Annotated in this window: 30 protein-coding genes; 7 read left to right on the top strand and 23 right to left on the bottom strand. The window is 32.5% G+C overall.

Annotated features, from left to right (window positions below):
* Positions 1 to 6 precede the first annotated feature (6 nt).
* From rpmD to rpsL, 23 genes are all read right to left on the bottom strand, one after another.
* Complete coding sequence (gene rpmD, locus JOP69_RS16830; protein ID WP_068451547.1) at positions 7 to 189, bottom strand: 50S ribosomal protein L30; 183 nt, start codon at positions 187 to 189, stop codon at positions 7 to 9.
* Positions 190 to 200: 11 nt separating this feature from the next.
* Positions 201 to 725, bottom strand: coding sequence for a 30S ribosomal protein S5 (rpsE, locus tag JOP69_RS16825; RefSeq protein WP_203392104.1), 525 nt, complete (start codon positions 723 to 725; stop codon positions 201 to 203).
* Positions 726 to 728: 3 nt separating this feature from the next.
* Positions 729 to 1,079 (bottom strand): 50S ribosomal protein L18, encoded by a 351-nt coding sequence (rplR, locus tag JOP69_RS16820; RefSeq protein WP_203392053.1) that lies wholly within the window; start codon positions 1,077 to 1,079, stop codon positions 729 to 731.
* Positions 1,080 to 1,090: 11 nt separating this feature from the next.
* Positions 1,091 to 1,636 carry a 50S ribosomal protein L6 gene (rplF, locus tag JOP69_RS16815; RefSeq protein ID WP_203392052.1) on the bottom strand — a complete coding sequence of 182 codons (546 nt, stop codon included), beginning with the start codon at positions 1,634 to 1,636 and terminating at the stop codon, positions 1,091 to 1,093.
* 9 nt (positions 1,637 to 1,645) lie between these two features.
* Entirely contained in the window at positions 1,646 to 2,044 is a 399-nt protein-coding gene (gene rpsH / locus JOP69_RS16810) for a 30S ribosomal protein S8 (RefSeq protein ID WP_203392051.1), read from the bottom strand.
* A gap of 164 nt (positions 2,045 to 2,208) precedes the next feature.
* The gene (gene rpsN, locus JOP69_RS16805; RefSeq protein ID WP_203392050.1) at positions 2,209 to 2,478 is read right to left on the bottom strand and encodes a 30S ribosomal protein S14; all 270 of its coding nucleotides are present in this window, start codon (positions 2,476 to 2,478) and stop codon (positions 2,209 to 2,211) included.
* Positions 2,479 to 2,481: 3 nt separating this feature from the next.
* Positions 2,482 to 3,033, bottom strand: a complete 552-nt coding sequence (rplE, locus tag JOP69_RS16800; RefSeq protein WP_203392049.1) for a 50S ribosomal protein L5 — start codon at positions 3,031 to 3,033, stop codon at positions 2,482 to 2,484.
* Positions 3,034 to 3,041: 8 nt separating this feature from the next.
* Positions 3,042 to 3,344 carry a 50S ribosomal protein L24 gene (rplX, locus tag JOP69_RS16795; protein ID WP_203392048.1) on the bottom strand — a complete coding sequence of 101 codons (303 nt, stop codon included), beginning with the start codon at positions 3,342 to 3,344 and terminating at the stop codon, positions 3,042 to 3,044.
* 13 nt (positions 3,345 to 3,357) lie between these two features.
* Positions 3,358 to 3,726, bottom strand: a complete 369-nt coding sequence (gene rplN / locus JOP69_RS16790; protein ID WP_068451523.1) for a 50S ribosomal protein L14 — start codon at positions 3,724 to 3,726, stop codon at positions 3,358 to 3,360.
* Between the two features lies 1 nt (position 3,727).
* Positions 3,728 to 3,985: a 30S ribosomal protein S17 gene (gene rpsQ / locus JOP69_RS16785; RefSeq protein WP_065320234.1), complete on the bottom strand. Its 258-nt coding sequence runs from the start codon at positions 3,983 to 3,985 to the stop codon at positions 3,728 to 3,730.
* A gap of 20 nt (positions 3,986 to 4,005) precedes the next feature.
* Positions 4,006 to 4,197: a 50S ribosomal protein L29 gene (gene rpmC / locus JOP69_RS16780; protein ID WP_203392047.1), complete on the bottom strand. Its 192-nt coding sequence runs from the start codon at positions 4,195 to 4,197 to the stop codon at positions 4,006 to 4,008.
* Between the two features lie 11 nt (positions 4,198 to 4,208).
* A complete protein-coding gene (gene rplP, locus JOP69_RS16775) occupies positions 4,209 to 4,640 on the bottom strand; it encodes a 50S ribosomal protein L16 (RefSeq protein WP_203392046.1) in 432 nt (143 codons plus the stop codon).
* A 22-nt stretch (positions 4,641 to 4,662) separates the two neighbouring features.
* Entirely contained in the window at positions 4,663 to 5,388 is a 726-nt protein-coding gene (gene rpsC / locus JOP69_RS16770) for a 30S ribosomal protein S3 (protein WP_158841427.1), read from the bottom strand.
* An 11-nt stretch (positions 5,389 to 5,399) separates the two neighbouring features.
* Positions 5,400 to 5,804, bottom strand: coding sequence for a 50S ribosomal protein L22 (rplV, locus tag JOP69_RS16765; RefSeq protein WP_203392045.1), 405 nt, complete (start codon positions 5,802 to 5,804; stop codon positions 5,400 to 5,402).
* 6 nt (positions 5,805 to 5,810) lie between these two features.
* The gene (gene rpsS / locus JOP69_RS16760) at positions 5,811 to 6,089 is read right to left on the bottom strand and encodes a 30S ribosomal protein S19 (RefSeq protein WP_109403430.1); all 279 of its coding nucleotides are present in this window, start codon (positions 6,087 to 6,089) and stop codon (positions 5,811 to 5,813) included.
* Positions 6,090 to 6,096: 7 nt separating this feature from the next.
* The gene (gene rplB, locus JOP69_RS16755) at positions 6,097 to 6,921 is read right to left on the bottom strand and encodes a 50S ribosomal protein L2 (RefSeq protein ID WP_203392044.1); all 825 of its coding nucleotides are present in this window, start codon (positions 6,919 to 6,921) and stop codon (positions 6,097 to 6,099) included.
* 12 nt (positions 6,922 to 6,933) lie between these two features.
* Entirely contained in the window at positions 6,934 to 7,224 is a 291-nt protein-coding gene (gene rplW / locus JOP69_RS16750; protein WP_203392043.1) for a 50S ribosomal protein L23, read from the bottom strand.
* A 9-nt stretch (positions 7,225 to 7,233) separates the two neighbouring features.
* Positions 7,234 to 7,863 carry a 50S ribosomal protein L4 gene (gene rplD, locus JOP69_RS16745; RefSeq protein WP_203392042.1) on the bottom strand — a complete coding sequence of 210 codons (630 nt, stop codon included), beginning with the start codon at positions 7,861 to 7,863 and terminating at the stop codon, positions 7,234 to 7,236.
* Complete coding sequence (gene rplC, locus JOP69_RS16740; protein ID WP_203392041.1) at positions 7,863 to 8,480, bottom strand: 50S ribosomal protein L3; 618 nt, start codon at positions 8,478 to 8,480, stop codon at positions 7,863 to 7,865. The genes rplD and rplC overlap by 1 nt, the downstream gene beginning before the upstream one ends.
* 340 nt (positions 8,481 to 8,820) lie before the next feature.
* A complete protein-coding gene (rpsJ, locus tag JOP69_RS16735) occupies positions 8,821 to 9,126 on the bottom strand; it encodes a 30S ribosomal protein S10 (protein ID WP_004568745.1) in 306 nt (101 codons plus the stop codon).
* 19 nt (positions 9,127 to 9,145) lie between these two features.
* Positions 9,146 to 11,263: an elongation factor G gene (gene fusA / locus JOP69_RS16730; RefSeq protein ID WP_203392040.1), complete on the bottom strand. Its 2,118-nt coding sequence runs from the start codon at positions 11,261 to 11,263 to the stop codon at positions 9,146 to 9,148.
* Between the two features lie 5 nt (positions 11,264 to 11,268).
* On the bottom strand, positions 11,269 to 11,748 hold the full coding sequence (gene rpsG / locus JOP69_RS16725) for a 30S ribosomal protein S7 (RefSeq protein ID WP_087522435.1): 480 nt from the start codon (positions 11,746 to 11,748) through the stop codon (positions 11,269 to 11,271).
* 137 nt (positions 11,749 to 11,885) lie between these two features.
* Entirely contained in the window at positions 11,886 to 12,260 is a 375-nt protein-coding gene (rpsL, locus tag JOP69_RS16720; protein ID WP_018943587.1) for a 30S ribosomal protein S12, read from the bottom strand.
* A 176-nt stretch (positions 12,261 to 12,436) separates the two neighbouring features.
* Between rpsL and JOP69_RS16715 the strand changes: the two genes are divergently transcribed.
* From JOP69_RS16715 to JOP69_RS16685, 7 genes are all read left to right on the top strand, one after another.
* Positions 12,437 to 14,101: a ShlB/FhaC/HecB family hemolysin secretion/activation protein gene (locus JOP69_RS16715; RefSeq protein ID WP_203392039.1), complete on the top strand. Its 1,665-nt coding sequence runs from the start codon at positions 12,437 to 12,439 to the stop codon at positions 14,099 to 14,101.
* Positions 14,102 to 14,521: 420 nt separating this feature from the next.
* Complete coding sequence (locus JOP69_RS16710; RefSeq protein WP_203392038.1) at positions 14,522 to 17,761, top strand: SusC/RagA family TonB-linked outer membrane protein; 3,240 nt, start codon at positions 14,522 to 14,524, stop codon at positions 17,759 to 17,761.
* An 11-nt stretch (positions 17,762 to 17,772) separates the two neighbouring features.
* Positions 17,773 to 19,332 (top strand): SusD/RagB family nutrient-binding outer membrane lipoprotein, encoded by a 1,560-nt coding sequence (locus tag JOP69_RS16705; RefSeq protein ID WP_203392037.1) that lies wholly within the window; start codon positions 17,773 to 17,775, stop codon positions 19,330 to 19,332.
* A 652-nt stretch (positions 19,333 to 19,984) separates the two neighbouring features.
* Entirely contained in the window at positions 19,985 to 23,125 is a 3,141-nt protein-coding gene (locus tag JOP69_RS16700) for a SusC/RagA family TonB-linked outer membrane protein (RefSeq protein WP_203392036.1), read from the top strand.
* 11 nt (positions 23,126 to 23,136) lie between these two features.
* Positions 23,137 to 24,657 carry a SusD/RagB family nutrient-binding outer membrane lipoprotein gene (locus JOP69_RS16695; RefSeq protein ID WP_203392035.1) on the top strand — a complete coding sequence of 507 codons (1,521 nt, stop codon included), beginning with the start codon at positions 23,137 to 23,139 and terminating at the stop codon, positions 24,655 to 24,657.
* 11 nt (positions 24,658 to 24,668) lie between these two features.
* Positions 24,669 to 25,346, top strand: a complete 678-nt coding sequence (locus JOP69_RS16690) for a BT_2262 family domain-containing protein (RefSeq protein ID WP_203392034.1) — start codon at positions 24,669 to 24,671, stop codon at positions 25,344 to 25,346.
* A gap of 4 nt (positions 25,347 to 25,350) precedes the next feature.
* The gene (locus JOP69_RS16685; RefSeq protein WP_203392033.1) at positions 25,351 to 26,022 is read left to right on the top strand and encodes a lipid-binding protein; all 672 of its coding nucleotides are present in this window, start codon (positions 25,351 to 25,353) and stop codon (positions 26,020 to 26,022) included.
* Positions 26,023 to 26,094: the final 72 nt, after the last annotated feature.

Below are 26,094 nucleotides of genomic sequence, written 5' to 3'. Positions count from 1 at the left end.
TATGTCTTATTTAATTTCTTCGAAAGAAACTAAGTGTTTAACTGTATTTACCATACCAACTATAGAAGGCGTAGCCTCATGCTCTACAGTTTGGTGCATTTTACGTAAACCTAATGCCTCTAAAGTTCTTTTTTGACTTTGTAGACGTCCGATTTGACTTTTTACTTGTGTAACTTTAATTCTTGCCATCGTTCTTAGGTTTATCCGTTAAATACTTTCTCTAAAGAAATACCTCTTTGTTTAGCAATAGATGCTGCACTTCTTAATTGTAATAAAGCATCAAAAGTTGCTTTTACTACATTATGAGGATTTGAAGATCCTTGAGATTTTGATAATACATCATGTATACCTACAGCCTCTAACACGTGTCTTACAGCACCACCGGCTATAACTCCTGTACCATGAGATGCAGGCTTTAAAAACACTTTAGCTCCACCAAATTTACCTTTTTGTTCATGAGGTAAAGTTGCTTCTAAAATAGGAATTCTTACTAAGTTTTTCTTAGCATCTTCAATTGCTTTAGCAATAGCAGATGCAACATCCTTAGATTTACCTAATCCATGACCAACAACACCACTTCCGTCTCCTACAACAACAATTGCAGAGAAACCAAATGCTCTACCACCTTTTGTTACTTTAGTAACACGTTGTACACCAACTAATCTATCTACAAGATCTAACCCACTAGGCTTAACTCTTTCTACGTTTTTATATCCTTGCATAATTTCTTAAAATTTTAAACCAGCTTCTCTTGCAGCGTCTGCTAATACTTTAACTCTACCGTGATATAAATATCCGTTTCTATCAAAAGATACTGTTTCTATACCAGCTTTAGTTGCTTTCTCAGCGATTGCTTTTCCAACAGCTATTGCAGCATCTGATTTAGTATCTGCTTTTATTTCTTTATTTCTAGATGAAACTGAAGCTAATGTTACTCCGTTTACATCGTCTACCAATTGAGCGTAAATTTCCTTGTTACTTCTATAAACCGTTAACCTTGGTTTAACAGCTGTACCAGAAATAATCTTTCTAATTCTACGCTTAATTCTAGCTCTTCTTTGAAGCTTTGATAATGCCATAATGTTATATATTATGCAGATTTACCTGCTTTTCTTCTTAATATTTCACCAACAAACTTAACACCTTTACCTTTATAAGGCTCTGGAGCTCTGAAAGAACGAATCTTTGCAGCAATTTGACCAACTAATTGTTTGTCAAATGAAGATAATTTAATGATCGGGTTTTTCCCTTTCTCAGATATTGTTTCAATTTTAACTTCTGGAGCTATTTCTAAAACAATATTATGAGAGAAACCTAAAGCTAAATCTAATTTTTGTCCTTGATTAGATGCTCTATAACCTACACCTACCAATTCTAAATCTTTAGTCCAACCTTTACTTACACCTTCAATCATATTTGCGATCAAAGCTCTCATTAAACCATGTTGTGCTTTATGGTCTTTACTTTCAGATGCTCTATCTAATGTGATAGTTCCATCTTCAATCTTAATTGTAATACCATTAGAAATAGTCTGAGTTAACTCACCTAATTTTCCTTTAACGGTTACAACATTGTCTTTTATGTTTACATCTACACCTTGTGAAATGCTAACGGGATTTTTTCCTATTCTACTCATTTCCTTAGATTAATAAACGTAACATAAAACTTCTCCTCCAACATTTTCTTGACGTGCTTTTTTGTTTGTCATTACACCTCTAGATGTAGAAACAATAGCAATTCCAAGTCCGTTTAATACTCTTGGCATCTCTGTAGAGCCAACATATTTACGTAAACCTGGTGTACTGATACGTTGAATTTTTCTAATTACTGACTCTTTTGTGTCTCTTTCGTATTTTAAAGCTATCTTAATTGTCCCCTGAACTTTATCGTCATTGAACTGGTAGCTTAAAATATACCCTTGATCAAACAAAATTTTAGTCATTTCCTTCTTCAAATTTGAAGCCGGAATTTCCACTACTCTGTGTCCTGCTGCGATTGCATTTCTTACTCTAGTAAGAAAATCCGCGATTGGATCTGTATACATATTTATTTAAAATTGCGATTACGGTTTTCAAATATCTCTATTTATGCTACAGATTGCTCTGTGATAAATGAACCTATAATCAGTTAAAATTCTTATACTCAAAAAAAATAGAGCGTGCAAAGATACACATTCTATTTTTATATTTGAGCTTTATTTAAAATTTTCTACCAAGATGCTTTTTTAACACCAGGTATTAAACCTTGATTTGCCATTTCTCTAAAAGTAACACGAGATAAACCAAATTGTCTCATATATCCTTTTGGACGTCCAGTTAATTTACATCTGTTATGCATTCTAACTGGTGAAGCATTCTTTGGCAACTTTTGCAAAGCTTCATAGTCTCCAGCTTCTTTTAAAGCTTTTCTCTTTTCTGCATATTTTGCAACTGTTGCTGCTCTCTTACGCTCACGCGCTTTCATTGATTCTTTAGCCATTTCTTAATTTTTTTTGAATGGTAAACCTAATTCTCCTAATAATGATTTTGCTTCTTTATCAGTATCTGCAGATGTTACAAAAGTAATATCCATTCCACTAATCTTTTTAACTTGATCAATATTAATCTCTGGGTAGATGATTTGTTCAGTAATTCCTAAATTGTAATTACCTCTTCCATCAAAACCATTAGCTTTTATACCGTTAAAGTCTCTTACACGAGGTAAAGAAGCTGTAACTAATCTATCTAAAAACTCATACATTTTATCTCCACGTAAAGTAACTTTAACACCAATTGGCATCCCTTTACGCAATTTAAATGCTGCGATATCTTTTTTAGACATTGTAGAAACTGCTTTTTGACCTGTAATTTTAGTCAACTCTTCTACAGCATAATCTATTAATTTCTTATCTGCAATTGCAGCACCTACACCTTTAGAAACAACTATTTTTTCTAATTTAGGTACTTGCATTACATTCTTGTAACTGAATTCTTCAGTAAGAGCTTTTATTACTCTTTCTTTGTATTCTGCTTTTAATCTTGGTACGTAACTCATGATTATCCTTATTTTTTAGTTTTTTTAGAGACTCTAGTCTTAGTATCTCCATCAACCTTATAACCTACTCTCACAGCTACACCATCTTCAACTAACATTAAGTTAGATATGTGAAGTGAAGCTTCTTTCTTTACAATACCACCTTGAGGATTTTGAGCGCTAGGTTTTGTGTGCTTAGAAACTAAGTTAACACCTTCTACTAAAACTCTATCCTTGTCTTTAATGATTTGTAAAACCTTTCCTTCAGATCCTTTATGATCTCCTGCAATTACTTTTACAGTATCTCCTGATTTTAATTTGAACTTCTTCATCTTATATAATGATTTAAAGCACTTCAGGTGCTAATGATACTATTTTCATGAATTGTTTCTCACGAAGCTCACGAGCAACAGGACCAAATACACGTGTTCCTCTCATTTCCTCTGTAGGATTTAAAAGTACACAAGCGTTATCATCAAATCTGATGTATGATCCGTCTTTACGTCTTACTTCTTTTTTCGTTCTTACAACAACTGCTCTAGATACTTGACCTTTTTTTACAGTTCCGTTTGGAGTTGCAGATTTAACAGCTACTACAATCTTGTCTCCAATACTTGCGTAACGTTTTCTTGTTCCTCCTAAAACTCTAATCACTAAAACTTCTTTTGCTCCAGTGTTATCTGCGACTTTTAATCTTGATTCTGTCTGTAACATATTATTTAGCTCTTTCTAGGATTTCTACTAATCTCCAACGTTTAGATTTACTCATAGGTCTTGTTTCCATGATCCTAACAGTATCTCCTTCGTTGCAATCATTCTGTTCGTCGTGTGCAACATACTTTTTCGTCTTTAATACGAATTTACCGTACATTGGGTGCTTTACTCTCTTAGTTTCAGCAACAACAATAGATTTTTCCATTTTGTTACTAGAAACAACACCAATTCTCTCTTTTCTAAGATTTCTTTTTTCCATCTTTAAAACTGACTATAGAATTATTGTAATTCTCTTTTTGTTAATTCTGTTGCAATTCTTGCTACAGTTCTTCTTAAACCTCTCAATTGCAATGGATTCTCCAATGGAGTGATTGCATGAGCCATTTTAAGATCAGTATAATTCTTTTGCAACGCTCCAAGCTTCTCATTAAGATCAGCTGTAGATAATTCTTTTACTTCAGATTGTTTCATTTTATTTAGAATTATGCGTTAATATCAAAATCTCTTGCTATTACAAACTTCGTTTTCACTGGAAGTTTCTGAGCTGCTAAACGTAAAGCTTCTTTTGCCACATCCATTGATACTCCACCAATTTCAAACAAAATTCTACCCGGTTTAATAACTGCAACAAAATGATCTGGTGCTCCTTTTCCCTTACCCATACGTACCTCTAAAGGTTTCTTAGTGATAGGCTTGTCTGGAAATACTTTAATCCATAACTGCCCTTCTCTTTTCATATGACGAGTTGCCGCGATACGAGCTGCTTCTATTTGACGAGAAGTTAATAAGTTCTGGTCTAGAGATTTGATACCAAACATTCCATTAGAAAGTTGATTTCCTCTACCAGAAATACCAGTCATATTTCCTTTCGACTTCTGTACCTTACGGTATTTTACTCTTTTTGGCTGTAACATTTTTAATTTCTAATTTTAAAAATTATTTTCTTCTACGAGGTTGTTGACGTTTAGATCTATCACCACCACCTTTATTACCGCCTTGTTTTTTAGACAAACCAACTAATGGAGACAATTCTCTTTTACCATATACCTCACCCTTCATAATCCATACTTTAACACCTAGTCTTCCGTATTGAGTATGTGCTTCTACAAGTGCATAATCAATATCAGCTCTAAAAGTAGAAAGTGGAATTCTTCCTTCTTTATAATGTTCTGAACGTGCCATTTCAGCTCCATTTAAACGACCTGAAATTTGAATTTTAATTCCTTCAGCGTTCATACGCATAGTAGCCTGAATAGCCATTTTAGTAGCTCTCTTATAAGAAATTCTATTTTCAATTTGACGAGCAACACTAACTGCAACTAATTTTGCATCTAATTCTGGACGTTTAATTTCAAAAATATTAATTTGAACCTCTTTACCTGTAATTTTTTTAAGCTCCTCTTTTAACTTGTCTACCTCTTGACCTCCTTTACCAATAATGATACCTGGACGTGCAGTTGTGATAGTAACGGTTACAAGTTTTAAAGTACGCTCTATAATTACTCTAGAAACACTTGCTTTAAATAATCTAGCATTTACATACTGTCTTATTTTAAAATCTTCAGCTAATTTATCTCCGTAGTCATTACCACCATACCAGTTAGATTCCCAACCTCTGATGATTCCTAAACGATTCCCTATTGGATTTGTTTTTTGTCCCATTTCTACTTTAATTAATTGCTTAAATTTTTACTACCTAACTCTAAAGTTACGTGATTAGAACGCTTACGAATTCTATGAGCACGCCCTTGTGGAGCTGGTCTTAATCTCTTTAACATTCCTGCGCTATCAACACAAATTGTTTTTACAAACAATTTAGCTTCTTCAATAGACGCTTCTTCATTTTTAGCTTGCCAGTTTGCAATTGCAGACAACAACAATTTCTCTAAATTAATTGAAGCTTCTTTTGGGCTAAATTTTAAGATTTTTAAAGCTTTTTCAACTTCTACTCCTCTTATCTGATCTGCGACTAAACGCATTTTTCTCGGTGATGTAGGACAGTTAGTAAGCTTCGCGAAAGCACGTTGCTTTCTATCTGCTTTTAACTGATCTGCCATGTTTTTTTTACGAACTCCCATATCCTACTATTTTTTTCCTTTATTTTTTGCACCAGCGTGTCCTCTAAAAGAACGAGTTGGTGAAAATTCGCCTAACTTATGCCCTACCATGTTTTCTGTAACATAAACTGGTACAAACTGACGTCCGTTATGAACAGCAATTGTTTGTCCAACAAAATCTGGAGAAATCATACTTGCTCTAGACCAAGTTTTGATTACAGTTTTGTTTCCAGCTTCTACATTAGCTAACACTTTTTTCTCTAATTTATAGTGAATGTAAGGTCCTTTTTTTAATGATCTTGCCATAACTTAATTATTTCTTTCTACGTTCAATAATGTACTTATTACTAGCTTTAGTCTTAGATCTAGTTTTAAATCCTTTAGCAGGAATACCATTTCTAGATCTTGGATGACCTCCAGAAGCACGACCTTCACCACCACCCATTGGGTGATCGACAGGATTCATTCTTACTGCATTAACTCTTGGTCTTCTACCTAACCATCTTCTTCTACCTGCTTTACCAGATACTAATAATTGATGATCTGAATTAGATACAACTCCAATAGTTGCCATACACGTTAACAAGATTAATCTTGTTTCACCAGAAGGTAACTTTACAGTTGCGTACTTACCATCTCTTGCCATTAACTGTGCAAAAGAACCTGCAGAACGAGCCATAACTGCTCCTTGACCTGGACGTAATTCAATACAAGATATTGTAGTTCCTAAAGGAATTTCGCTTAATGCCATTGCATTTCCAATTTCTGGAGCAACACCACTACCTGCTACAATAGTTTGACCTACTGTTAAACCGTTTTGTGCAATCACATAACGCTTTTCTCCATCAGCATAACTAAGTAAAGCAATAAATGCAGTACGATTTGGATCGTACTCTATAGTTTTAACTGTTGCGGGAATACCTGCTTTCTCTCTTTTAAAATCGATAATACGGTATCTTTGTTTATGACCACCTCCGATATTACGAGTTGTCATTCTTCCCTGACTGTTTCGACCTCCAGATCGTTTTTTCGGAGCAAGTAAACTTTTCTCCGGCTTATCAGTTGTTATGGTGTCGAACCCATTTACAACTCTAAAACGCTGACCTGGTGTTATTGGTTTTAATTTTCTAACTGACATTTTTGTCTTTTCTTAAAGATTGTTATAAAAATCAATGCTTTCTCCTTCTGCTACTTGAACGATAGCCTTCTTGTATCCACTTTTAATACCAGTTACTAAACCTTTTTTAGTAAACTTAGTATTTCTTTGAATTGGATAGTTTAAAGTCTTAACGCTTAAAATAGAAACTCCATAAGCCGCTTCTACAGCTCCCTTGATTTCAACTTTATTAGCTTTCTTATCTACAACAAATGTAAAACGATTATATAATTCGCTATCATTAGTTGCTTTTTCCGTGATAATAGGTTTTATTAAAATACTCATTATGAATCCCTATTTATTTAAAATTGTATTAATTCCTTCTAAAGAACCTTCAGTAATAACGATCTTACTTGCATTTAAAATACCATAAGTATTTAAATCTGAAGCGTTAATTACTGTAGAACCTTTTAAGTTTCTAGAAGATAAATACACATTCGTATTTAATCCATTTAAAACAAATAAAGATTTTCTAGCATCTAAAGCTAAAGCATCTAATAAGTTTGTAAAGTTTTTTGTCTTTGGTGTTTCAAAGTCAAAATCTTCTATCACTACCAAGTTTTTATCTGTTGCTTGAATACTTAAAGCAGACTTACGTGCTAAACGCTTTAAGTTTTTATTCAATTTAAAAGAATAACTTCTTGGTCTTGGTCCGAACATACGTCCACCACCTCTAAAAACACCAGACTTGATAGAACCTGCTCTTGCAGTACCAGTTCCTTTTTGTTTTTTTATCTTTCTTGTAGAACCTGTAATTTCAGCTCTCTCTTTAGATTTATGCGTTCCTTGACGTTGATTTGCCAAATACTGCTTTACATCTAAATAAATCGCATGATCGTTAGGCTCTATCCCAAATACATCGCTAGAAAGTTCAACTTGTCTACCTGTATCTTTTCCTGTAATATCTAAAACTGCTACTTTCATTATTTCTGAATAGTTACAAAAGCATTTTTGTGTCCAGGAACTGCTCCTTTAACAACAAGTAAGTTCTTTTCAGCAACTACTTTTAATACTCTTAAGTTTTGTACTTTCACTTTATCTCCACCCATACGGCCTCCCATTCGCATTCCTTTGAATACTCTTGCAGGATATGACGCAGCACCGATAGAACCCGGAGCTCTTAAACGGTTATGTTGACCGTGAGTAGCTTGACCTACACCAGCAAATCCATGACGTTTTACAACACCTTGAAAACCTTTACCTTTAGATACACCAGAAACATCAACGAATTCGCCTTCTTCAAAGTGATCTACAGTAATAGAATCTCCTAATTTAAACTGCTCTTCAAATCCTTGAAATTCAACAACTTTTCTTTTAGCAGTGGTACCAGCTTTTTTAAAGTGGCCATCTAACGCTTTGTTAGAACTTTTTGCTTTTTTGTCATCGAAACCAAGCTGTAACGCACTATAGCCGTCAACCTCTTCGGTTCTGACCTGAGTGACAACGCAAGGACCTGCTTCGATTACTGTACAAGGAATATTCTTCCCGTTCTCATCGAATAAGCTGGTCATCCCAATCTTTCTTCCTATTAACCCAGACATTTAGTTAAAATTTTAGACGATAGATTTAATTATCCAGCGCGTCTATATTAATAATTTATTTTTTGAAACAATTGTTTCATTTTCGTCCTTTAAATTTCGACCAAAAAAAACAGCGCAAACAAATTCAACGCTGATTTTGTTTTTTCCGTTTTTCCTTCGCGAAACGCTCTGGACATGTTACTATTTCTTAATTTTACTCAAAAAATAGCGTCACCCTACTCTATTTCGGGTTGCAAAAGTATAAAAAACTTTCGGTTTAACAAAATTAAACCGAAAGTTAATATAAAATTACTTTTTTTTAGAGATCCTCACTTTCGTGAGAACTACCATTAAAGTTTAATTAAACTTTAATTTCTACTTCAACACCGCTTGGTAACTCAAGTTTCATTAAAGCATCAATAGTTTTCGAAGAAGAACTATAAATGTCTAATAATCTTTTGTAAGAAGCTAATTGAAATTGCTCTCTAGATTTTTTGTTTACGTGTGGAGAACGTAAAACAGTAAAAATCTTTTTATGTGTTGGTAATGGTATTGGTCCGTTTACAACAGCACCAGTACTTTTTACCGTCTTAACGATTTTTTCAGCAGATTTATCTACTAAATTGTAATCGTAAGATTTTAATTTAATTCTAATTTTTTGACTCATCTTGTAATTATTAAGTAGATTATCCTTTAGATTTTGCGATTACTTCTTCCGATACATTAGAAGGAGTTTCTGCATAATGTGAAAATTCCATAGTAGATGTTGCTCTACCAGAAGACATAGTTCTTAAAGCTGTTACATATCCAAACATTTCAGATAATGGAACAATTGCTTTTACAACTTTAGATCCAGCACGATCACTCATGTCGTTCACTTGACCTCTTCTTCTATTTAAATCTCCAACGATATCACCCATGTTTGCTTCAGGAGTTAACACTTCTACCTTCATTAAAGGTTCCATGATTTTTGCTTTTGCAGATTTTGCAGAAGCTTTATACCCCATTCTTGCAGCTAACTCAAAAGATAATGCATCAGAATCCACTGCGTGGAAAGACCCATCTCTTAAAGTAACTTTCATTGAATCCATTTCGTATCCAGCTAAAGGACCATTCTTCATAGCTTCTCTGAATCCTTTCTCTACAGAAGGAACAAATTCTCTAGGAACATTACCACCTTTAATAACAGAATCGAATTGTAATCCTTGAACACCTTCATCTGCAGGCCCTATTGTAAATGCAATATCAGCAAATTTACCACGACCACCAGATTGTTTTTTATAAACTTCTCTATGATCTGTTTCAGCAGTAATAGCTTCTTTATATTCAACTTGAGGTTGACCTTGATTTACTTCAACATTAAACTCACGTCTTAAACGATCTACAAGTACATCTAAATGTAACTCTCCCATTCCAGAAATAATAGTTTGTCCTGAAGCTTCATCTGAACGTACTGTAAACGTTGGATCTTCTTCTGCCAACTTAGCAAGTCCGATACCTAATTTATCTACATCCGCTTTTGTTTTAGGCTCAACAGCAATACCAATTACTGGGTCTGGAAAATCCATAGACTCTAATACAAGAGGGAATTTTTCAGCAGTTAAAGTATCTCCTGTTTTAATAGATTTAAAACCTACAGCAGCACCAATATCTCCAGCTTCGATATAATCAATTGCATTTTGCTTATTCGCATGCATTTGATAAATACGAGAAATGCGTTCTTTTTTACCTGAACGGTTATTTAAAACATAAGAACCAGCATCTAAACGACCAGAATATGCTCTAAAAAATGCTAAACGACCAACAAAAGGGTCTGTTGCAATTTTAAAAGCTAAAGCAGCAAAAGGCTCATCTACACTTGGTTTACGTAATTCTTTTTCTTCTGTATCTGGGTTTATACCTACAATACCTTCTTTATCCATAGGAGAAGGTAAATAACGACAAACAGCATCTAAAAGAAACTGAACACCTTTATTTTTAAATGCAGAACCACAAATCATAGGAATGATAGCCATATCCATAACAGCAGCTCTCAGTGCATGATGCACTTCATCTTCCGTAATAGAATTTTCATCTTCCATGAATTTCTCTAAAAGATTTTCATCATAACTAGCTACTTCTTCAATAAGATTAGCACGTAATGCTTTCGCTTCTTCTTTTAAATCATCAGGAATATCTACAACATCAAATGTTGCACCCATTCCTTCTTCATGCCATATAATAGCTCTGTTTTTAACTAGATCTACAATACCTTTAAAGTTCTCTTCATCACCAATATTTAAAACAATTGGAACTGCATTAGAACCTAACATTGTTTTTACCTGGTCACAAACCATCATAAAATCAGATCCTTGACGGTCCATCTTATTAACAAAACCAATTCTTGGCACTTTATAATTATCAGCAAGTCTCCAGTTAGTTTCTGACTGAGGCTCAACACCATCAACTGCAGAAAATAAGAAAACTAAACCATCCAAGACACGTAATGATCTATTTACTTCTACAGTAAAATCAACGTGACCTGGAGTATCAATAATATTGAAATGGTAATCTTTAGTATCTGGAAGAACTTTAGCGTTTTCCATAGGAAATTGCCATTCACAAGTAGTTGCAGCAGAAGTAATTGTAATACCTCTTTCCTGCTCTTGCTCCATCCAGTCCATTGTAGCTGCTCCATCATGCACCTCACCAATCTTGTGAGAAACACCCGTATAGAACAACACACGTTCTGTTGTAGTAGTCTTACCAGCATCAATATGTGCGGCAATACCTATATTTCTTGTATATCTTAAATCTCTAGCCATCTCTATTAAAATCTAAAGTGAGAGAAAGCTTTATTAGCCTCTGCCATTTTGTGAGTATCAGTACGTTTTTTTACTGCTGCACCCTCTTCTTTAGCTGCTGCTAAAATTTCCGCTGCTAAACGCTGTGCCATGGTTTTTTCATTTCTCTTACGAGTATATAAAATCATCCATTTAATAGCCATAGACACCTTACGGTCTGGTCTAATTTGCATTGGTATTTGGAATGTTGCACCACCAACACGACGAGATCTTACTTCTACGTGAGGCATTACATTTGACAAACCATCTTTCCAAATTTCTAAAGCCGATTTTTCTTCGTCTTCTCCTTTTCTTTCTTCTACTAGCTCTAAAGCGTCATAAAACACTTTAAATGCTACAGACTTCTTACCGCTCCACATTAAGTTATTCACAAAACGTGTTACTAACTGATCGTTAAATTTTGGATCCGGTAATAAGACTCTTTTTTTTGCTGCTCTTTTTCTCATGTCTTTACATTAAAAAAGTTAATTAATTTGTTATTAGCTCTTCGCTACAAAACATTAAAACAATAGTAAAAACTCAAGAAAATTCTCAAACAATTAACTACTACTCTAAAAGCTTTACAACTCTTTACCGATAACTCTTACTTCTTTGGGCGTTTTGCACCATACTTTGAACGTCTCTGGGTTCTACCCTCAACTCCCGCTGTATCTAATGCACCACGTACTACGTGATATTTAACACCTGGTAAATCTTTTACCCTTCCACCTCTAACTAATACTATCGAGTGCTCTTGTAAGTTATGTCCTTCTCCTGGAATGTATGCGTTTATCTCATTACCATTTGTCAATCTAACTCTGGCAACTTTACGCATTGCTGAATTAGGTTTTTTTGGTGTTGTAGTATAAACACGAGTACACACTCCACGTCTTTGAGGACAAGACGACAAAGCAGCCGATTTACTCTTCTTAGTTATTTTGGTTCTTCCTTTACGAACTAATTGTTGAATAGTTGGCATACTAAATTATTACTGTTTTTCGTTTATAATTAAACCTTTACTCTTTTTTAAGAGTCCGCAAATGTACAATTTTTTTCTAATTATTCAAGTATCAGCAAGTTATTTTTTCTTAATGATGATTTTTATATTGAATTTTGTGATTTTCTATTACTTTTGAACCAATTATTTTATCCATTTTGAAAAAAAGAACCACTCATTATATATATATATTACTCACCTTATACTCCATTAATGGAATCTTTGCTCAGGAATTCACTTTAGATTTAACTTCTAAAAATAAAATTGAAAAAAAAGTTTTAAATAAAATTGACTATCTAAAACTTCACAAAGACACTATTACCATAAATAAAGAAATAGTTAGAGTAACTGAATATTTAAAAAACATAGGTTATTTTACAAGCAACATAGAAAGCATAAAAAAAGCAAAAAACAAATACATTATCTCCATCAACCTAAACAAAAAGATAGAGAATGCCATTATTAACATAAACCAAACAACAAATAATTATTTAAAAACATCAACAGAAAAAGAAAACACCGTTACTATTCCGATTGAAAAGTTATCATCCACCCTTTCCAATATTTCCAAAAAATTAGATAACGAAGGAAAATCTTTTTCTACAGTACGATTAAAAAACATTATAATTAAAGACAAAACATTATTTGCTGATTTAATTATTAACCCTTCTAAAAAAAGAACCATTAATAAGGTGATTGTAAAAGGGTATGCTAACTTCCCAAAATCGTATTTAAAAAATTACTTCAACATAAAACCTTCTAGTGTTTTCAATCAAACAAAAATTAAAGAAATATCTGAAGCGTCAAAAAGTTTAGACTTCATTAAAGAAATTAAATCTCCAGAAATATTATTTACAAAAGATTCTACCTTATTATATATGTACTTAAGAAAACATCCAAATAATAGTTTTGATGGAATTGTAAGTTTTGCTTCTAAAGAAAATGGAGACGTATTATTTAATGGAAATATCGACATACAACTACACAACATTCTAAACACAGGCGAAAAGTTTGGCTTATTTTGGAATAGTATTGGAGAAGAAAAACAAGAATTAAAATTATCTACCCAAATACCCTATATTTTCAACTCGAAATTTAGTCCAGAAATGGCTTTTAACATCTATAAACAAGATTCTACATTTCTAAACTCAAAATTTGATACTAGAATAGCGTATCACATTAACTCTAAAGCAGAACTGTCATTCACTTACAATTCTGAAACCTCGGAGAACCTAAAAGAAAACCTAAAAAACAATATAGAGAGTTATAGCAATTATTTTTTAGGATTTCAATTTAAATACAACGTACCTAAAAATGATTTTTTTTTAAACAACAAATTTTACGTAGATCTAAATCCTAGCTATGGTAAAAGAACAACAGATAAAAACACCACAAATCAATTTAAAATAGAATCTACCATTTCATACCTATGGGATTTAAATATACGCAATAGTATTTTTATCAAAAATAAAACAGGTTATTTAAACTCAGACACATTTATAGACAATGAACTATATAGAATTGGAGGAGCAAATAGCATACGTGGGTTTAATGAGCAAAGCATATTCACCAACAATTACACTTATTTTAACATAGAATATAGATTCCTAACATCTAAAAAATCATATTTATACACTTTAACCGACCTGGGAAGAATTAAGCTAAATTCTAAAAACGAAAATCTATTAGGTTTAGGATTGGGTTATTTATTCAATACAAATAATTCTCAAATTAACCTTAATGTTTCCGTAGGTAAAACAAACCAACAAAATATTGACTATAAAAGTATTAAGTTCATCATCAACTGGAAAAACTATTTTTAACATAATCTTTCAATATTTTTCCAACAAATTAAAACATTATATTATAGTTAGGAATAAATACGGATAACAACTACTAAAAATCAATTATTAATATTATTCCAAAACATTAAAATCATTAAATATTCCACAACTAGAACCAGAGAAAAAGATCAAAATTTCTAAATAAACTAACGATTTGACTAAAATAATAAAAATATAATAATTTATTTTACATAAAAAAAACAAGCACCCCTAAAACAAACAACAATCATAAATAACACATTGTCAATTATTTAAAACTAAAAACACTCAGTAAAGTGATGATAAAACAAAAAAAACCACAACTTATACTACCATAAATCCAAACTATTTATGTTAAAAAATTGTTTTATTAAGATAAATTTAAGATTTTTGGTTCTAATTAATTCAAATAATTATACAATGAAGACAAAGTTTAATGGAATTTTAACGCTATTCTTAGCGTTGGTCGTGCAAATTTCGTTTGCACAACAAAAAAAAGTTTCTGGGACTGTATCAGACTCATCTGGTACACTACCTGGAGTAAGTGTCGCTATTGAGGGCACAAACAATGGAACTCAAACTGATTTTAACGGAAAGTATTCCATTAACGTAAAACAAGGCGATGTGCTTAGTTTTAGCTATGTAGGATATAAAACCATTCAGAAAAAGGTTACAAATTCAAGCACTATTAATGTCTCTATGATAGAAGACTCGAGTGTTTTAGATGAAATTGTTGTCACCGCATTAGGTATATCTAGAGACAAAAAGTCTTTAGGGTATTCTACACAAAAAGTAGGTGGAGAAGAATTAACCACTAACAAAAGTGGTAACTTCGTAAATGCTCTTTCTGGTAAAGCATCTGGTGTTCAGATTAAAAAGAACAATAACTTAGGTGGATCTACAAATGTTGTTATTAGAGGTAACGCTTCTATGACTGGTAGTAATCAAGCTTTATTTGTAATTGACGGTGTACCAATTAATAACACAAACACAAACTCTGCTGGTCAAGCACAAGCAAATGGAGGGTATTATGATTACGGTAATGCTGCATCAGACATTAATCCAGATGATATAGAATCCTTAAACATTCTTAAAGGGGCTGCTGCATCTGCATTATATGGGTCTAGAGCTGCAAATGGTGTAATCATGATTACCACAAAAAAAGGTAAAAATGCTAAAGGAATTGGTGTAACTATTAATTCAGGAATGTCTTTTGGTCAAATAGATAAAAGTACTTTTGCCAAATACCAAACAAAATACGGAGCAGGTTATGGTGCTTATTATGATGGTCCAGGTGGTTATTGGTACGAAGAAGATATTAACGGAAACGGAAGCAATGACCAAGTTGTTGTTTATACAGAAGACGGTTCTTACGGAGCTCCTTTTGATGGTAGCTTAGTTTACCAATGGGATTCTTTTGACCCTGATTCTCCTAATTACCAAAAATCAACGCCATGGGTTAACGCTGCAAATGGTCCAATTTCTTTCTTTGAAACTCCAGTAACAATAACGAATTCTATCTCTTTAGACAAGAGTATGGATGAAGGGTCTTATAGATTAAACTATACACAATTTGATCAAACTGGTTTAATGCCAAACAGTTCAATTAAAAAACATAATTTTTCTTTTAGTGGTAACTATAAATTAAACGATAAACTTACTGTTACTAGTTACGCTAACTATATTAAAAGTGGTGGTAAAGGGCGTAACTCTACTGGATATGGAGATAATGTTGTTGCCAACTTTAAACAATGGTGGCAAACAAATGTTGACCTTAAACAACAAAAAGATATTTATTTTGCAACAGGAAGAAACGTAACATGGAATCCCGCAACTACAGACGCAGGTTCTGCTCCTATTTTCTGGGATAACCCTTATTGGAATAGATATGAAAACTACCAAAATGATTCAAGAAATCGTTTTATTGGTAACATCTCTTTAACTTATGAATTAAAAGACTGGTTAAGCGTTACCGGTAGAATTGCAACTGATACTTATTCTGAATTACAAGAAGAAAGAAGAGCAAACGGTAGTGTTGCAAGTAGTTTTGGCGTTAGTAGAGGAAATGTAGATTCTGGTTATGCTAGAAAAAATATTCAAAACACAGAAACAAACTACGATTTAATGTTTAATTTTAATAAAGACATTAGCGATAAAGTAAACTTAAAAGGTATCTTAGGTACTAACATTAGAAGAAATGACTTAAATTTAATTCATGTATCTACAGCAGGTGGATTAAGTGTACCTAAATTATACTCATTACAAAATAGTGTAAATGCCCTACCCTTACCTTACGAAAGAGCAGAAAAAATTGGAGTAGACGGTGTTTATATTAGTGGATCTTTAGGATATGACAACATGTTGTTTTTAGACGCAACGTATAGAAGAGACCATTCATCAACTTTACCTGCAGACCATAGTACTTTTGGTTACCCATCTGTTTCAGGAAGTTTTGTATTCAATAAATTAATAGAAAAAGATTGGATTTCCTTTGGTAAAGTGAGAGCAAATTATGCTGAAGTTGGTAACAGTGCTGAGTTCGATTTCTTATATGATAGTTTTGTTGTAAACACTCCTATAGGTAGTGCTAGCACATCTGTTGGTAACATTAAGAAAAACCCAAATTTAAAACCAGAAACTACAAAAAGTATGGAACTTGGTTTAGAAATGAAATTTTTAGATAACAGAGTTGGTTTTGATGCAGCTTATTACAAAAATAATTCAGTTGACCAAATTTTTGGTGTACCTGTATCTAAAGCTACAGGATTTACTTCTAAGATACTAAATGCTGGTGAAATTGAAAATAAAGGTATTGAACTTTCTCTTTATGGTAGCCCAATTAAAACGGAAGACTTTACTTGGAACATGAATGTTAACTGGTCTAAAAATGAAAACACAGTGGTTTCTTTAGTAGACGGTATCGAAAACTTACAATTAGGAGATTTTCAAGGAGGTGTTACTTTAAATGCTAGAGTTGGACAACCTTATGGAGTTATTCAAGGAAGTGATTACACTTATATAGATGGAGAAAAAGTAGTAGATGCATCTAACGGACAATATGTTGCCACTGCTACATCAGACCAAGTAATTGGAGACATTAACCCAGAATGGAATATGGGTATTTCTAATAATTTCCAATACAAAAACTTCTCTTTAAGTTTCTTAATTGACATTCAAAAAGGAGGAAGTATATTTTCTTTAGATCAATATTACGGTCTTGCAACTGGTTTATATGCAGAAACTGCTTTTACAAATGATCTTGGAAACCCTGTAAGAAACACAATTGCAGACGGAGGTGGATTTATCAACCCTGGTGTAAATGCTGATGGTTCTACAAATACCACTAGAATCGATGCTAATAGATTTGGTGCTTTCGGTTATAGAAGAGGTTTACCAAATAAAGCTTTTGTTTACGACGCTAGTTATGTGAAATTACGTGAATTAGCAGTTACTTTTAACTTCCCACAAAAGGTTTTAGACAAAACATTCTTATCTAACGCAACAGTAAGTTTTGTTGGAACTAACTTATGGATAATCCATAAAAACACACCTCATGAAGATCCTGAAGGTGGTTTAGGAGCAGGTAACTTACAAGGTTACTCAGTTGGTTCTTTACCTACAACAAGAGATTTCGGTTTCAATGTTAAACTTCAATTTTAAAAATGAAAAAAATGAAAAAAATATTAATATTAATTGCGGCAGTAATTATTACATCTTGTTCAGACAATTTAGAAGGTCTTAACAAGAACATAAAAGATCCTTCTGCCGTTCCTGGAGAAAGTTTATTTACAGGAGCACAGAAAAATTTAGTAGACCAAATAGTTGATCTAAATGTAAACAATAATAATACCAAACTTTGGTCTCAGTACTTGCAGGAAACTACGTATACAGATGAAAGCAATTACGATCAAGTAACTCGTACAATTCCTGGTACACAATGGAGTGTTCTTTATAAAGATGTATTAAAAGATTTGGACGAAGCAGCTAAAGTTATTGAAGCAACAACATACCCTTTAGCTTCTGATGCCGAACTAAAATCGAATAAACTACAAGTAATAGAAATATTAAAAGTATATACTTATAGTATTTTAGTAGAAACTTTTGGTGATGTTCCTTATTCTGAATCTTTAGACATAGACAATTTATTACCTAAATACGATAACGGTCTTACAGTTTATAAAGACTTAGTAACAAGATTAACTGCTGCAATTAGCGCACTAGACACCTCTAAAGGTAGTTTTGACACCGCTGATAATATTTATGCAGGTGATGTTACAAGCTGGAAAAAGTTTGCAGCTTCATTAAAATTAAGAATGGGTATTTTATTATCTGACGTAGATAATGCATTCGCAAAAAGCACTGTAGAATCTGCTGTTGCAACTGGTGTATTTACAAGCAATGCAGACAATGCTAACTTTAAGTATCTGCCAGCAGATCCTAACACGCACCCTGTACACGCTAATTTAGTTTTAAGCGGCAGACATGATTTTGTTGCAGCTGAAACAATTGTAGAAATTATGCAACCTAGATCATATGAGTATTTGGAAGACACAAATGAGGATGGAACTATAGATAGTAAAGATGATAAAACTGTGGTACCAGGATCTGTAACTGTAACAGACCCTAGAATGAAATACTTTTTCTCAGACAACTATGACGCTGATAAAACCGTTTCTCAAACCGTTTATCTAGGCGGAATAATTGGTAGCACCTCTAGCTTTGCATCACACACACAAGTATCTGCAAAAGTAGAAGCAGCAGATGCTCCAGGAGTAATTTTAGATTACGCAGAAGTAGAATTTCTTTTAGCAGAAGCTAGCGCAAGAACTTTCTCCGTAGGAGGAACTACTGCAAGCCATTATAATACTGCTATTGAAGCTTCAATTTTAAATTGGGGTGGAACTGCTGCTGAAGCAACGACATACCTTGCTCAACCAACTGTTAGTTACCTAACAGCAATTGCAACAAGTACTGCTGCAATGCCATGGAAAGAAGTTATTGGTACTCAAAAATGGTTAGCTTTATACAATAGAGGTTTTGAGGCTTGGACTTCAATCAGACTTTTAGATTTTCCAGAAATGAAAACTCCATCTGATGCATTATCTGGATACCCAAATAAATATACTTATCCTGTAATAGAACAAACATTAAACAGAGCAAACTATACTTCTGCCTCTGCAGCCATTGGCTCAGACACAGCAGAACAAAAATTATTTTGGGATAAAAACTAAGTATTTATCTAATGAAATAATCTTATTTTAATAAATTTTAAAGAGACTGTCTAAAAAGGCAGTCTCTTTTTTATTGTGTTAAGAAAATAATAAATAAACAGGAACTATTTTTATTATTAAAAACAATCTAATACTATAAAGATTTTAAAACAACACCAATAAATTATTAAATAACACTTGAAATTAATAGAACAAACTACATCATTCTTTTTGCGTTGTATTTGATATTAGTAAAAAAAAACTAAGCAATCGTTTCCTTATAAATCCTCTGCACCAAAACACACTTCAAAAAGAGTTTTAAACCTCACCTAAGAGCATCAATAAAATAAAGGAAGTAGTGGTTAAAAAAGGATTAAGAATATAATACCCATAATAATTATAGCTAAATCAATTCTTTTTCACTCATTTTATCAATAAAACAGAATTCGTTTTAAAAAGAGCAATAAATAAAAAATCAATAAAAAACTAACACAATAAATAAAAAAAGAACAAAAAAGCACTCACTATACCCCCAAAAAGAATAAAAAAACGTCTTTATTAACTATAAGATTGTTAGTTTAATATACAACACTGCAAAGTATTTGTGTTAAAAAATTGTTTTATTAAGATTAATTTAAGATTTTTGGGGTTAATTAATTCAAATAATTATACAATGAAGACAAAGTTTAATGGATTTTTGACGCTACTCTTAGCGTTAGTCGTGCAAATTTCGTTTGCACAAACAAAAACTATTTCCGGTACTGTTTCTGATAAATCAGGAGTATTACCTGGAGTTAGTATAGTCATTAAAGGCACTAAAAAAGGTACAGAAAGTGACTTTGATGGAAAATTCTCTATCAAAACAAACAATGGAGATGTTTTAATTTTCAGGTATCTTGGATACAAAACTACCAAAAAAACTATTGGAAGTAATAATATCTTAAATGTAACCTTAGAAGAAGGTGGTGAAGTTTTAGATGAAATAGTGGTAACAGCTACAGGTGGTCAAAAAGTAAAAAAAGCTTTAGGTTATTCTGCAGCCTCATTAGGTAAAAAAGATTTCACGATCTCTAAAACCTCCAACCCAATGGATGCATTGCAAGGAAAAGTATCGGGTGTAGATATTTCTGCAGGACCTGGACCTGGATCTACTCAAAACGTGATAATTAGAGGTTCATCTTCGTTTGGTAATAATCAACCATTATATATTATCGATGGTATTCCAATTACAAATAGTCAAAATAGATCAGGTAGTAGTTTAAACAACCAAGTTGATTTTGGTTCGGGAATTAATGCAATTAACCCTGACGATATTGAGAACATGACTGTACTTAAAGGAGCTGCTGCAACTGCACTTTATGGTTCTAGAGCAGCCAACGGGATAATAATGATAACTACCAAATCTGGGAAAAATACGGATGGAAAAGTAAATATTAGTTATAACAATACTTTTGCTTTTACAAGAGTTGGTTATTTACCAGAAGAACAAAAACAATTTGGCCAAGGTTGGAGCGGAGATCGCGCACTAGATGAAAATGGAAACTGGGGAGCTGCATATGATGGTTTAGATAGAGTTTGGGGAAGAGTTATAGACAATAGCCAAAGAATTAAACCTTATAATTTTGTAGAAAATAGAATTAGAGATTTTTACGATTTAGGAGAATCTCATAGTAATTCATTAGCACTTAGTGGTGGTAACGAAACCACTAACTTCTACCTGTCTTTATCTGAAAACAGTGTAGATGGTCCAATACCAACAGATAATGATTCTTATAATAGATATACCATTTCTATGAAAGGATCGCATCAAGGTGAAAAATTAAAAATTCAAGGATCAATTAATGTTGCATCAGAAAAAACAAACGCTGTTGAATCTGGACAAGGCTCTTCTGTTCTTAGATCTTTATATGAAATTTCAAACGACATTTCTCTTTTAGAATTAAAAGACTATAAAAACAAATTTAATAACTTAGACAACTATTTTACTCCTTATGGAATAAACCCTTATTATATTCTAAATGAAAATGGGGCTGAGCAACAGAAATATAAATTTTATGGTAAATTTCAGTTAGATTATAAACTTTTAGATAACTTAAAATTACAATATGCTTTTGGTGGAGATTTTGAAACATCTACTTCTGATGTTCATCATGCAATTATAGAATCTTCAACTGCAACATCATTAGATCCAGGTTCATATTCTGAAACAAGAAGAAACAGTTTACAAATGAATCATGACTTTAAAACTATCTATAACACCAAATTATTTAAAGGTATTAATTTAGATGCAATCGTTGGACTAAATGTAAATGAAAGACAAAGTGATGAATTAAAAGGAAGCATTAACTCTCTAGATTTACCGAATTATTATCATTTATCAAATTCTTTAGCTCCTTCTACATCTTCACAAACCTCTAGTAAAAGAAGACTAATGGGATTATACTATAACTTAGACTTCTCAATATATGATTACCTATACTTAACTTTATCAGGTAGAAATGACTGGTCTTCTACGTTACCAGAAAAAAATAATTCTTATTTTTATTCAGGACAGACTTTAAGTTTTATTCTTTCAGATTTTTTAGAAGCTAAAAATGTGAATACAGGAATAATGAATTTTGCAAAATTAAGGGTAGCTTACGGTACTACTGGTAATGATGCAGACCCATATTCTATTGCAGATAGATATGTATCTGCTACATCTACAAATCCAGGTTTTCCTCAGATAGATGATTTAGATTTCCCACTTAATGGAGTAAATGCATACTCAGCATCAAACAGATTACCGAATCCAGATTTAGCTCCAGAGTTAACAAACGAATTTGAAGTAGGAGTAGAAGCTCAATTTTTTAACAGCAGGTTAGGTTTTGAAGTTTCTTACTATAATAGATTCACAGAAGGTCTTATAGACGATAGACCAATAGACCCTTCATCTGGTTATACGTTTCAAACAACAAACTTAGGTGATGTTAGAAACAAGGGGCTTGAGATTAATTTTAACGCAACACCAGTAGTAATAAAAGATTTTAGTTGGAAAGTTAATGCAAATTTTTCTACCAATGACAATATGGTAGAAAAATTACAAGATGAAGTTTTTCTTGCTGGTTTAGGAGGTGCTGGAATTTATGCTGTTGAAGGAAAATCAATGGGACAATTTAAGGTTGCCAAAATTCAAACAACAGATACAGGACAGACTATCGTAGATGGATCTGGAATGCCGATAGCAACTGTAGATACAGAATATATTGGAAAAGACATTAATGAAGACTACAGATTAGGGTTAACAAATACTTTTACATGGAAAGGCTTTTCTTTAGCAGGTACTTTAGATTATAGAAATGGAGGGTACATCTATTCAGGAACAAAAGCATACATGGGAGGATGGACCGGTGGAGGAATAGAAACTGTATTAAATGATAGAAAACCATTTATTATAGAAAACTCTGTTACTAAAAACTCAGATGGATCATTTAGTGAGAACCACACACCTGTAGACAATACAAAATTAAATGACTTCTACAGTCAAGGAGGATTAACAGGAGAGGAATATGCAATCATAGATAGATCCTATTTAAAACTTAGAAATGTTAATTTAAGATACCAATTTCCTACTAGTATAACAGAAAAAATAAATGTTAAATCACTTTCACTTTCATTAAGCGCTAGTAATATACTATTATGGACTCCGGCAGAAAATAAATATATCGACCCTGAAACTACCTCTTTTGGAAATGACATTGGAGCAAAATTTGGAGAGTTTTCTGCAAATGCACCAAATCAAACCTTTACAATTGGTTTAAATCTTAACTTATAATATATAATAAAATGAAAAAATATATAACAATACTAATATTAACTTTGGTTATTACTACCAGCTGTAATAATTATTTGGACGTGAATACGGATCCAGATACCGTAGCAGCTGAACAGATTACTGACCCTAGAGCTATTCTACCTGCAGCTGAATTAAACTTAGCAAATACAATAATGGGATGGGAATTTGGGTTTAATGGAGCCTTCTATTCTGAATATTGGACAGCAGCTTATACTCACGCACAATTTAAATCTGCTTGCCAGTATGAGCCAGTAAGTATGTCTACTGCATATTTAAATTTAACAGGAGGCGTATTAACAGATTTAAAAAAGATAGACCAACTTTCATCAGTAAATGAAGAATATAAAGGATACGCTTATATCGCAGAAGCATTGTCTATTTATACTTGGCAAATTATGACAGATGTTTGGGGAGATATTCCTTACACTGAAGCAATTAAAGGAGATGAAGGAATATATAGCCCAAAATTTGATGATGGAAAATCTATATATACAGATTTATTAGTAAGAATTAATAAGTTAAGTGCAGTAAACGTATCCGACTATTCAATTTCAAAAAATAGTAGTGATTTTATTTTTGATGGAGATTTTGGTCAATGGAAATTATTTGTAAATTCATTAAAACTAAAATTAATGATGAGAACTTCTGAAACAGACTTATATAACAATGCAGATATGGTTAATTTTGTAGCTTCTAATTCATTTTTAGAAGAAAGCGCAAAAATATCTGGAGACGTTTGGAGCGATGGTCAGGAAGGTAAACGCCACCCAATGAGAGAGTTTGAAGAAGGTGAAGCTGCTTACGTTTCTAAGGCAACAATTGCATGTAGAACATTTACCGATTATTTATCATCAAAAAATGATGAAAGAGAAAAAACGTTATTTACAGATGTTGATGGTGCTTACGTAGGAGCATATTTTGGTGACTTTAATTCAAAAAAAGACTCAAATTCAAATGGAACAGATGATGATAAAGAAGAATATAGTATCCCTAAATTTGAGGCAGATACAGATATTATTCTTTTATCAAACTGGGAAGTTAGCTTTTTTATAGCAGAAATTAATGCAAGAAATAGTAACGAGGCAGCAGCCAAACTTAGTTATGAAAAAGGTGTGCAACAATCTTATACTCAACACAAAATAACAACACCAGTACCAACTGACTTAGATTGGAAAACTGGTAAAACTATTGAAGAAAATATAGAGCAAATAGCAATGCAAAAATGGGTTGCCAATGCTAAATACCAACATATTGAATCTTTTCTTGAAAGAAATAGAACTAGATATCCTGCATTAGATAAAGTAGATATAAAAGCAGATAGAAATGCAGTAAACATTGCATTTCCTATAGGAAAACTAACACTATCCGTAGCTGGTAGAGTTTTATTAAATGATAAATTGCCAGAATCGGCTACATACCCTGCAAGTATACTTACCAGAAATGTAAATGCACCATCTCAAAAAGCGAATATGGCTGAAAAAGTTTGGTGGAACAAAAAATCTAATGATTAAAACCATATATTATGAAAAAAATATTTAATTTAATACTTACTATATTAATAACTACAAGTTTTATTTCTTGTGAAGACAGTGATAGTTCAGACAATCTATCTAGAATTACCTCATATGTTGATTTAGAATTAAACGGACCATCAATTGAAGTTATAAGATTAAATGATACTTATAATGAACAAGGAGCTATAGGTTTAGAAGATGGTGAAGAAGTAGACGTTATGATTGATGGAAATGTTGATACATCTACACTTGGAGCATATACAGTAAGTTACTCTGCTTTAAACCAGGATGGTTTTGAAAAAAGAGTTACAAGAACAGTTGTAGTAGCACCTACAAATACGTCAACCATTAATTTAGAAGGTGTTTATAATGGAGAACGAGATGGAAAAACTCATTATAACGAGGCTTGTGTAATAACAAAACTTTCTGAAGGTGTATTTTTAGCTTCAGACTTTTTTGCTGGGCATTATGAAAAAACAGCTGGTTATGGCCCTGCATATGCTTATAAACTAATTTTTCTTTTAAACCTAGACAACACTATTACATTATTGGATGCACAAACAAAACCATTTGGAGTAATTTGGAGTTTAACAAATACAGCCTATTCTGTAACTGAAAACAAACTTAACTTTAAGGTAAATAACTCGCCAACATTTGGCTTTACTGTAACTTTAACAAAAAACTAAAAAAATGAAAAAAAATATAATAAAAACATTATTGCTAGCCGTAGTAATGACACTATCCTCTTGTAATGAAGATATTGAGATTTGGGATAGCAATACACTAGATTATTCTGGTACTTATTTTTGGGAATTATATAACGAAGATATGACTAGTAATTTGGTTGCGTACGATCATGATGTACAACTTTTAATATATAATACTGCAGAAAATATTTCTAATGAAGTATGGATGGAGGATACAGATGGTATATTTCCTTTTAAAAGTAAATTCTCATTAGAAGGTACATCATCAGCATTTGAATCTAAAAGTACTACTTTTGCTGATTTGGATAATAATGTTCTTGCAATTACTAACCCTAGTACTAAGCCTACAGCATTAGGGCAAGAAGTAATAGAAGATAGAGATTACATTAGAAATACTATTCTAGAAGGTAAAATCCTACCAGATGCAGCCACTACCGTAAGTGGTAACCCTGTAGATAGTTTATATATTAAAATTAAACTATACAGTGGTACTGTAAAATTTACGAGTAAAGCTGTGCCTGTTGAGTTAAGAGCTGACCCAGAAGTAGAAGAATTTGCTTGGGAATATAACAGTGTAACTTATGATAATTCAAAAGATGAAACATATGTGATATCTGGTCATAGAAAAACTGGATTTGCAGCTGATGATCATTAAGGAATTAGATTAAGAAATATTTTAAACCACCTCTTAAAGAGGTGGTTTTTTTTTGTCTAATATTTTCAATAA

Origin of the sequence: Polaribacter sp. Q13 (genome assembly GCF_016858305.2) — a bacterium.
Classification (GTDB): Bacteria; Bacteroidota; Bacteroidia; order Flavobacteriales; family Flavobacteriaceae; genus Polaribacter.
This window is presented reverse-complemented; position numbering and strand designations above follow the sequence as displayed.

Excerpts from the sequence above, each read along its gene's own strand:
- rpmD (WP_068451547.1), bottom strand. The coding sequence starts at position 189 with ATGGCAAGAATTAAAGTTACACAAGTAAAAAGTCAAATCGGACGTCTA.
- rplR (WP_203392053.1), bottom strand. The coding sequence starts at position 1,079 with ATGGCATTATCAAAGCTTCAAAGAAGAGCTAGAATTAAGCGTAGAATT.
- rplF (WP_203392052.1), bottom strand. The coding sequence starts at position 1,636 with ATGAGTAGAATAGGAAAAAATCCCGTTAGCATTTCACAAGGTGTAGAT.
- rpsH (WP_203392051.1), bottom strand. The coding sequence starts at position 2,044 with ATGTATACAGATCCAATCGCGGATTTTCTTACTAGAGTAAGAAATGCA.
- rpsN (WP_203392050.1), bottom strand. The coding sequence starts at position 2,478 with ATGGCTAAAGAATCAATGAAAGCGCGTGAGCGTAAGAGAGCAGCAACA.
- rplE (WP_203392049.1), bottom strand. The coding sequence starts at position 3,033 with ATGAGTTACGTACCAAGATTAAAAGCAGAATACAAAGAAAGAGTAATA.
- rplX (WP_203392048.1), bottom strand. The coding sequence starts at position 3,344 with ATGAAGAAGTTCAAATTAAAATCAGGAGATACTGTAAAAGTAATTGCA.
- rplN (WP_068451523.1), bottom strand. The coding sequence starts at position 3,726 with ATGTTACAGACAGAATCAAGATTAAAAGTCGCAGATAACACTGGAGCA.
- rpsQ (WP_065320234.1), bottom strand. The coding sequence starts at position 3,985 with ATGGAAAAAAGAAATCTTAGAAAAGAGAGAATTGGTGTTGTTTCTAGT.
- rpmC (WP_203392047.1), bottom strand. The coding sequence starts at position 4,197 with ATGAAACAATCTGAAGTAAAAGAATTATCTACAGCTGATCTTAATGAG.
- rplP (WP_203392046.1), bottom strand. The coding sequence starts at position 4,640 with ATGTTACAGCCAAAAAGAGTAAAATACCGTAAGGTACAGAAGTCGAAA.
- rpsC (WP_158841427.1), bottom strand. The coding sequence starts at position 5,388 with ATGGGACAAAAAACAAATCCAATAGGGAATCGTTTAGGAATCATCAGA.
- rplV (WP_203392045.1), bottom strand. The coding sequence starts at position 5,804 with ATGGGAGTTCGTAAAAAAAACATGGCAGATCAGTTAAAAGCAGATAGA.
- rpsS (WP_109403430.1), bottom strand. The coding sequence starts at position 6,089 with ATGGCAAGATCATTAAAAAAAGGACCTTACATTCACTATAAATTAGAG.
- rplB (WP_203392044.1), bottom strand. The coding sequence starts at position 6,921 with ATGTCAGTTAGAAAATTAAAACCAATAACACCAGGTCAGCGTTTTAGA.
- rplW (WP_203392043.1), bottom strand. The coding sequence starts at position 7,224 with ATGAGTATTTTAATAAAACCTATTATCACGGAAAAAGCAACTAATGAT.
- rplD (WP_203392042.1), bottom strand. The coding sequence starts at position 7,863 with ATGAAAGTAGCAGTTTTAGATATTACAGGAAAAGATACAGGTAGACAA.
- rplC (WP_203392041.1), bottom strand. The coding sequence starts at position 8,480 with ATGTCTGGGTTAATAGGAAGAAAGATTGGGATGACCAGCTTATTCGAT.
- rpsJ (WP_004568745.1), bottom strand. The coding sequence starts at position 9,126 with ATGAGTCAAAAAATTAGAATTAAATTAAAATCTTACGATTACAATTTA.
- fusA (WP_203392040.1), bottom strand. The coding sequence starts at position 11,263 with ATGGCTAGAGATTTAAGATATACAAGAAATATAGGTATTGCCGCACAT.
- rpsG (WP_087522435.1), bottom strand. The coding sequence starts at position 11,748 with ATGAGAAAAAGAGCAGCAAAAAAAAGAGTCTTATTACCGGATCCAAAA.
- rpsL (WP_018943587.1), bottom strand. The coding sequence starts at position 12,260 with ATGCCAACTATTCAACAATTAGTTCGTAAAGGAAGAACCAAAATAACT.
- JOP69_RS16710 (WP_203392038.1), top strand. The coding sequence starts at position 14,522 with ATGAAGACAAAGTTTAATGGAATTTTAACGCTATTCTTAGCGTTGGTC.
- JOP69_RS16705 (WP_203392037.1), top strand. The coding sequence starts at position 17,773 with ATGAAAAAAATATTAATATTAATTGCGGCAGTAATTATTACATCTTGT.
- JOP69_RS16700 (WP_203392036.1), top strand. The coding sequence starts at position 19,985 with ATGAAGACAAAGTTTAATGGATTTTTGACGCTACTCTTAGCGTTAGTC.
- JOP69_RS16695 (WP_203392035.1), top strand. The coding sequence starts at position 23,137 with ATGAAAAAATATATAACAATACTAATATTAACTTTGGTTATTACTACC.
- JOP69_RS16690 (WP_203392034.1), top strand. The coding sequence starts at position 24,669 with ATGAAAAAAATATTTAATTTAATACTTACTATATTAATAACTACAAGT.
- JOP69_RS16685 (WP_203392033.1), top strand. The coding sequence starts at position 25,351 with ATGAAAAAAAATATAATAAAAACATTATTGCTAGCCGTAGTAATGACA.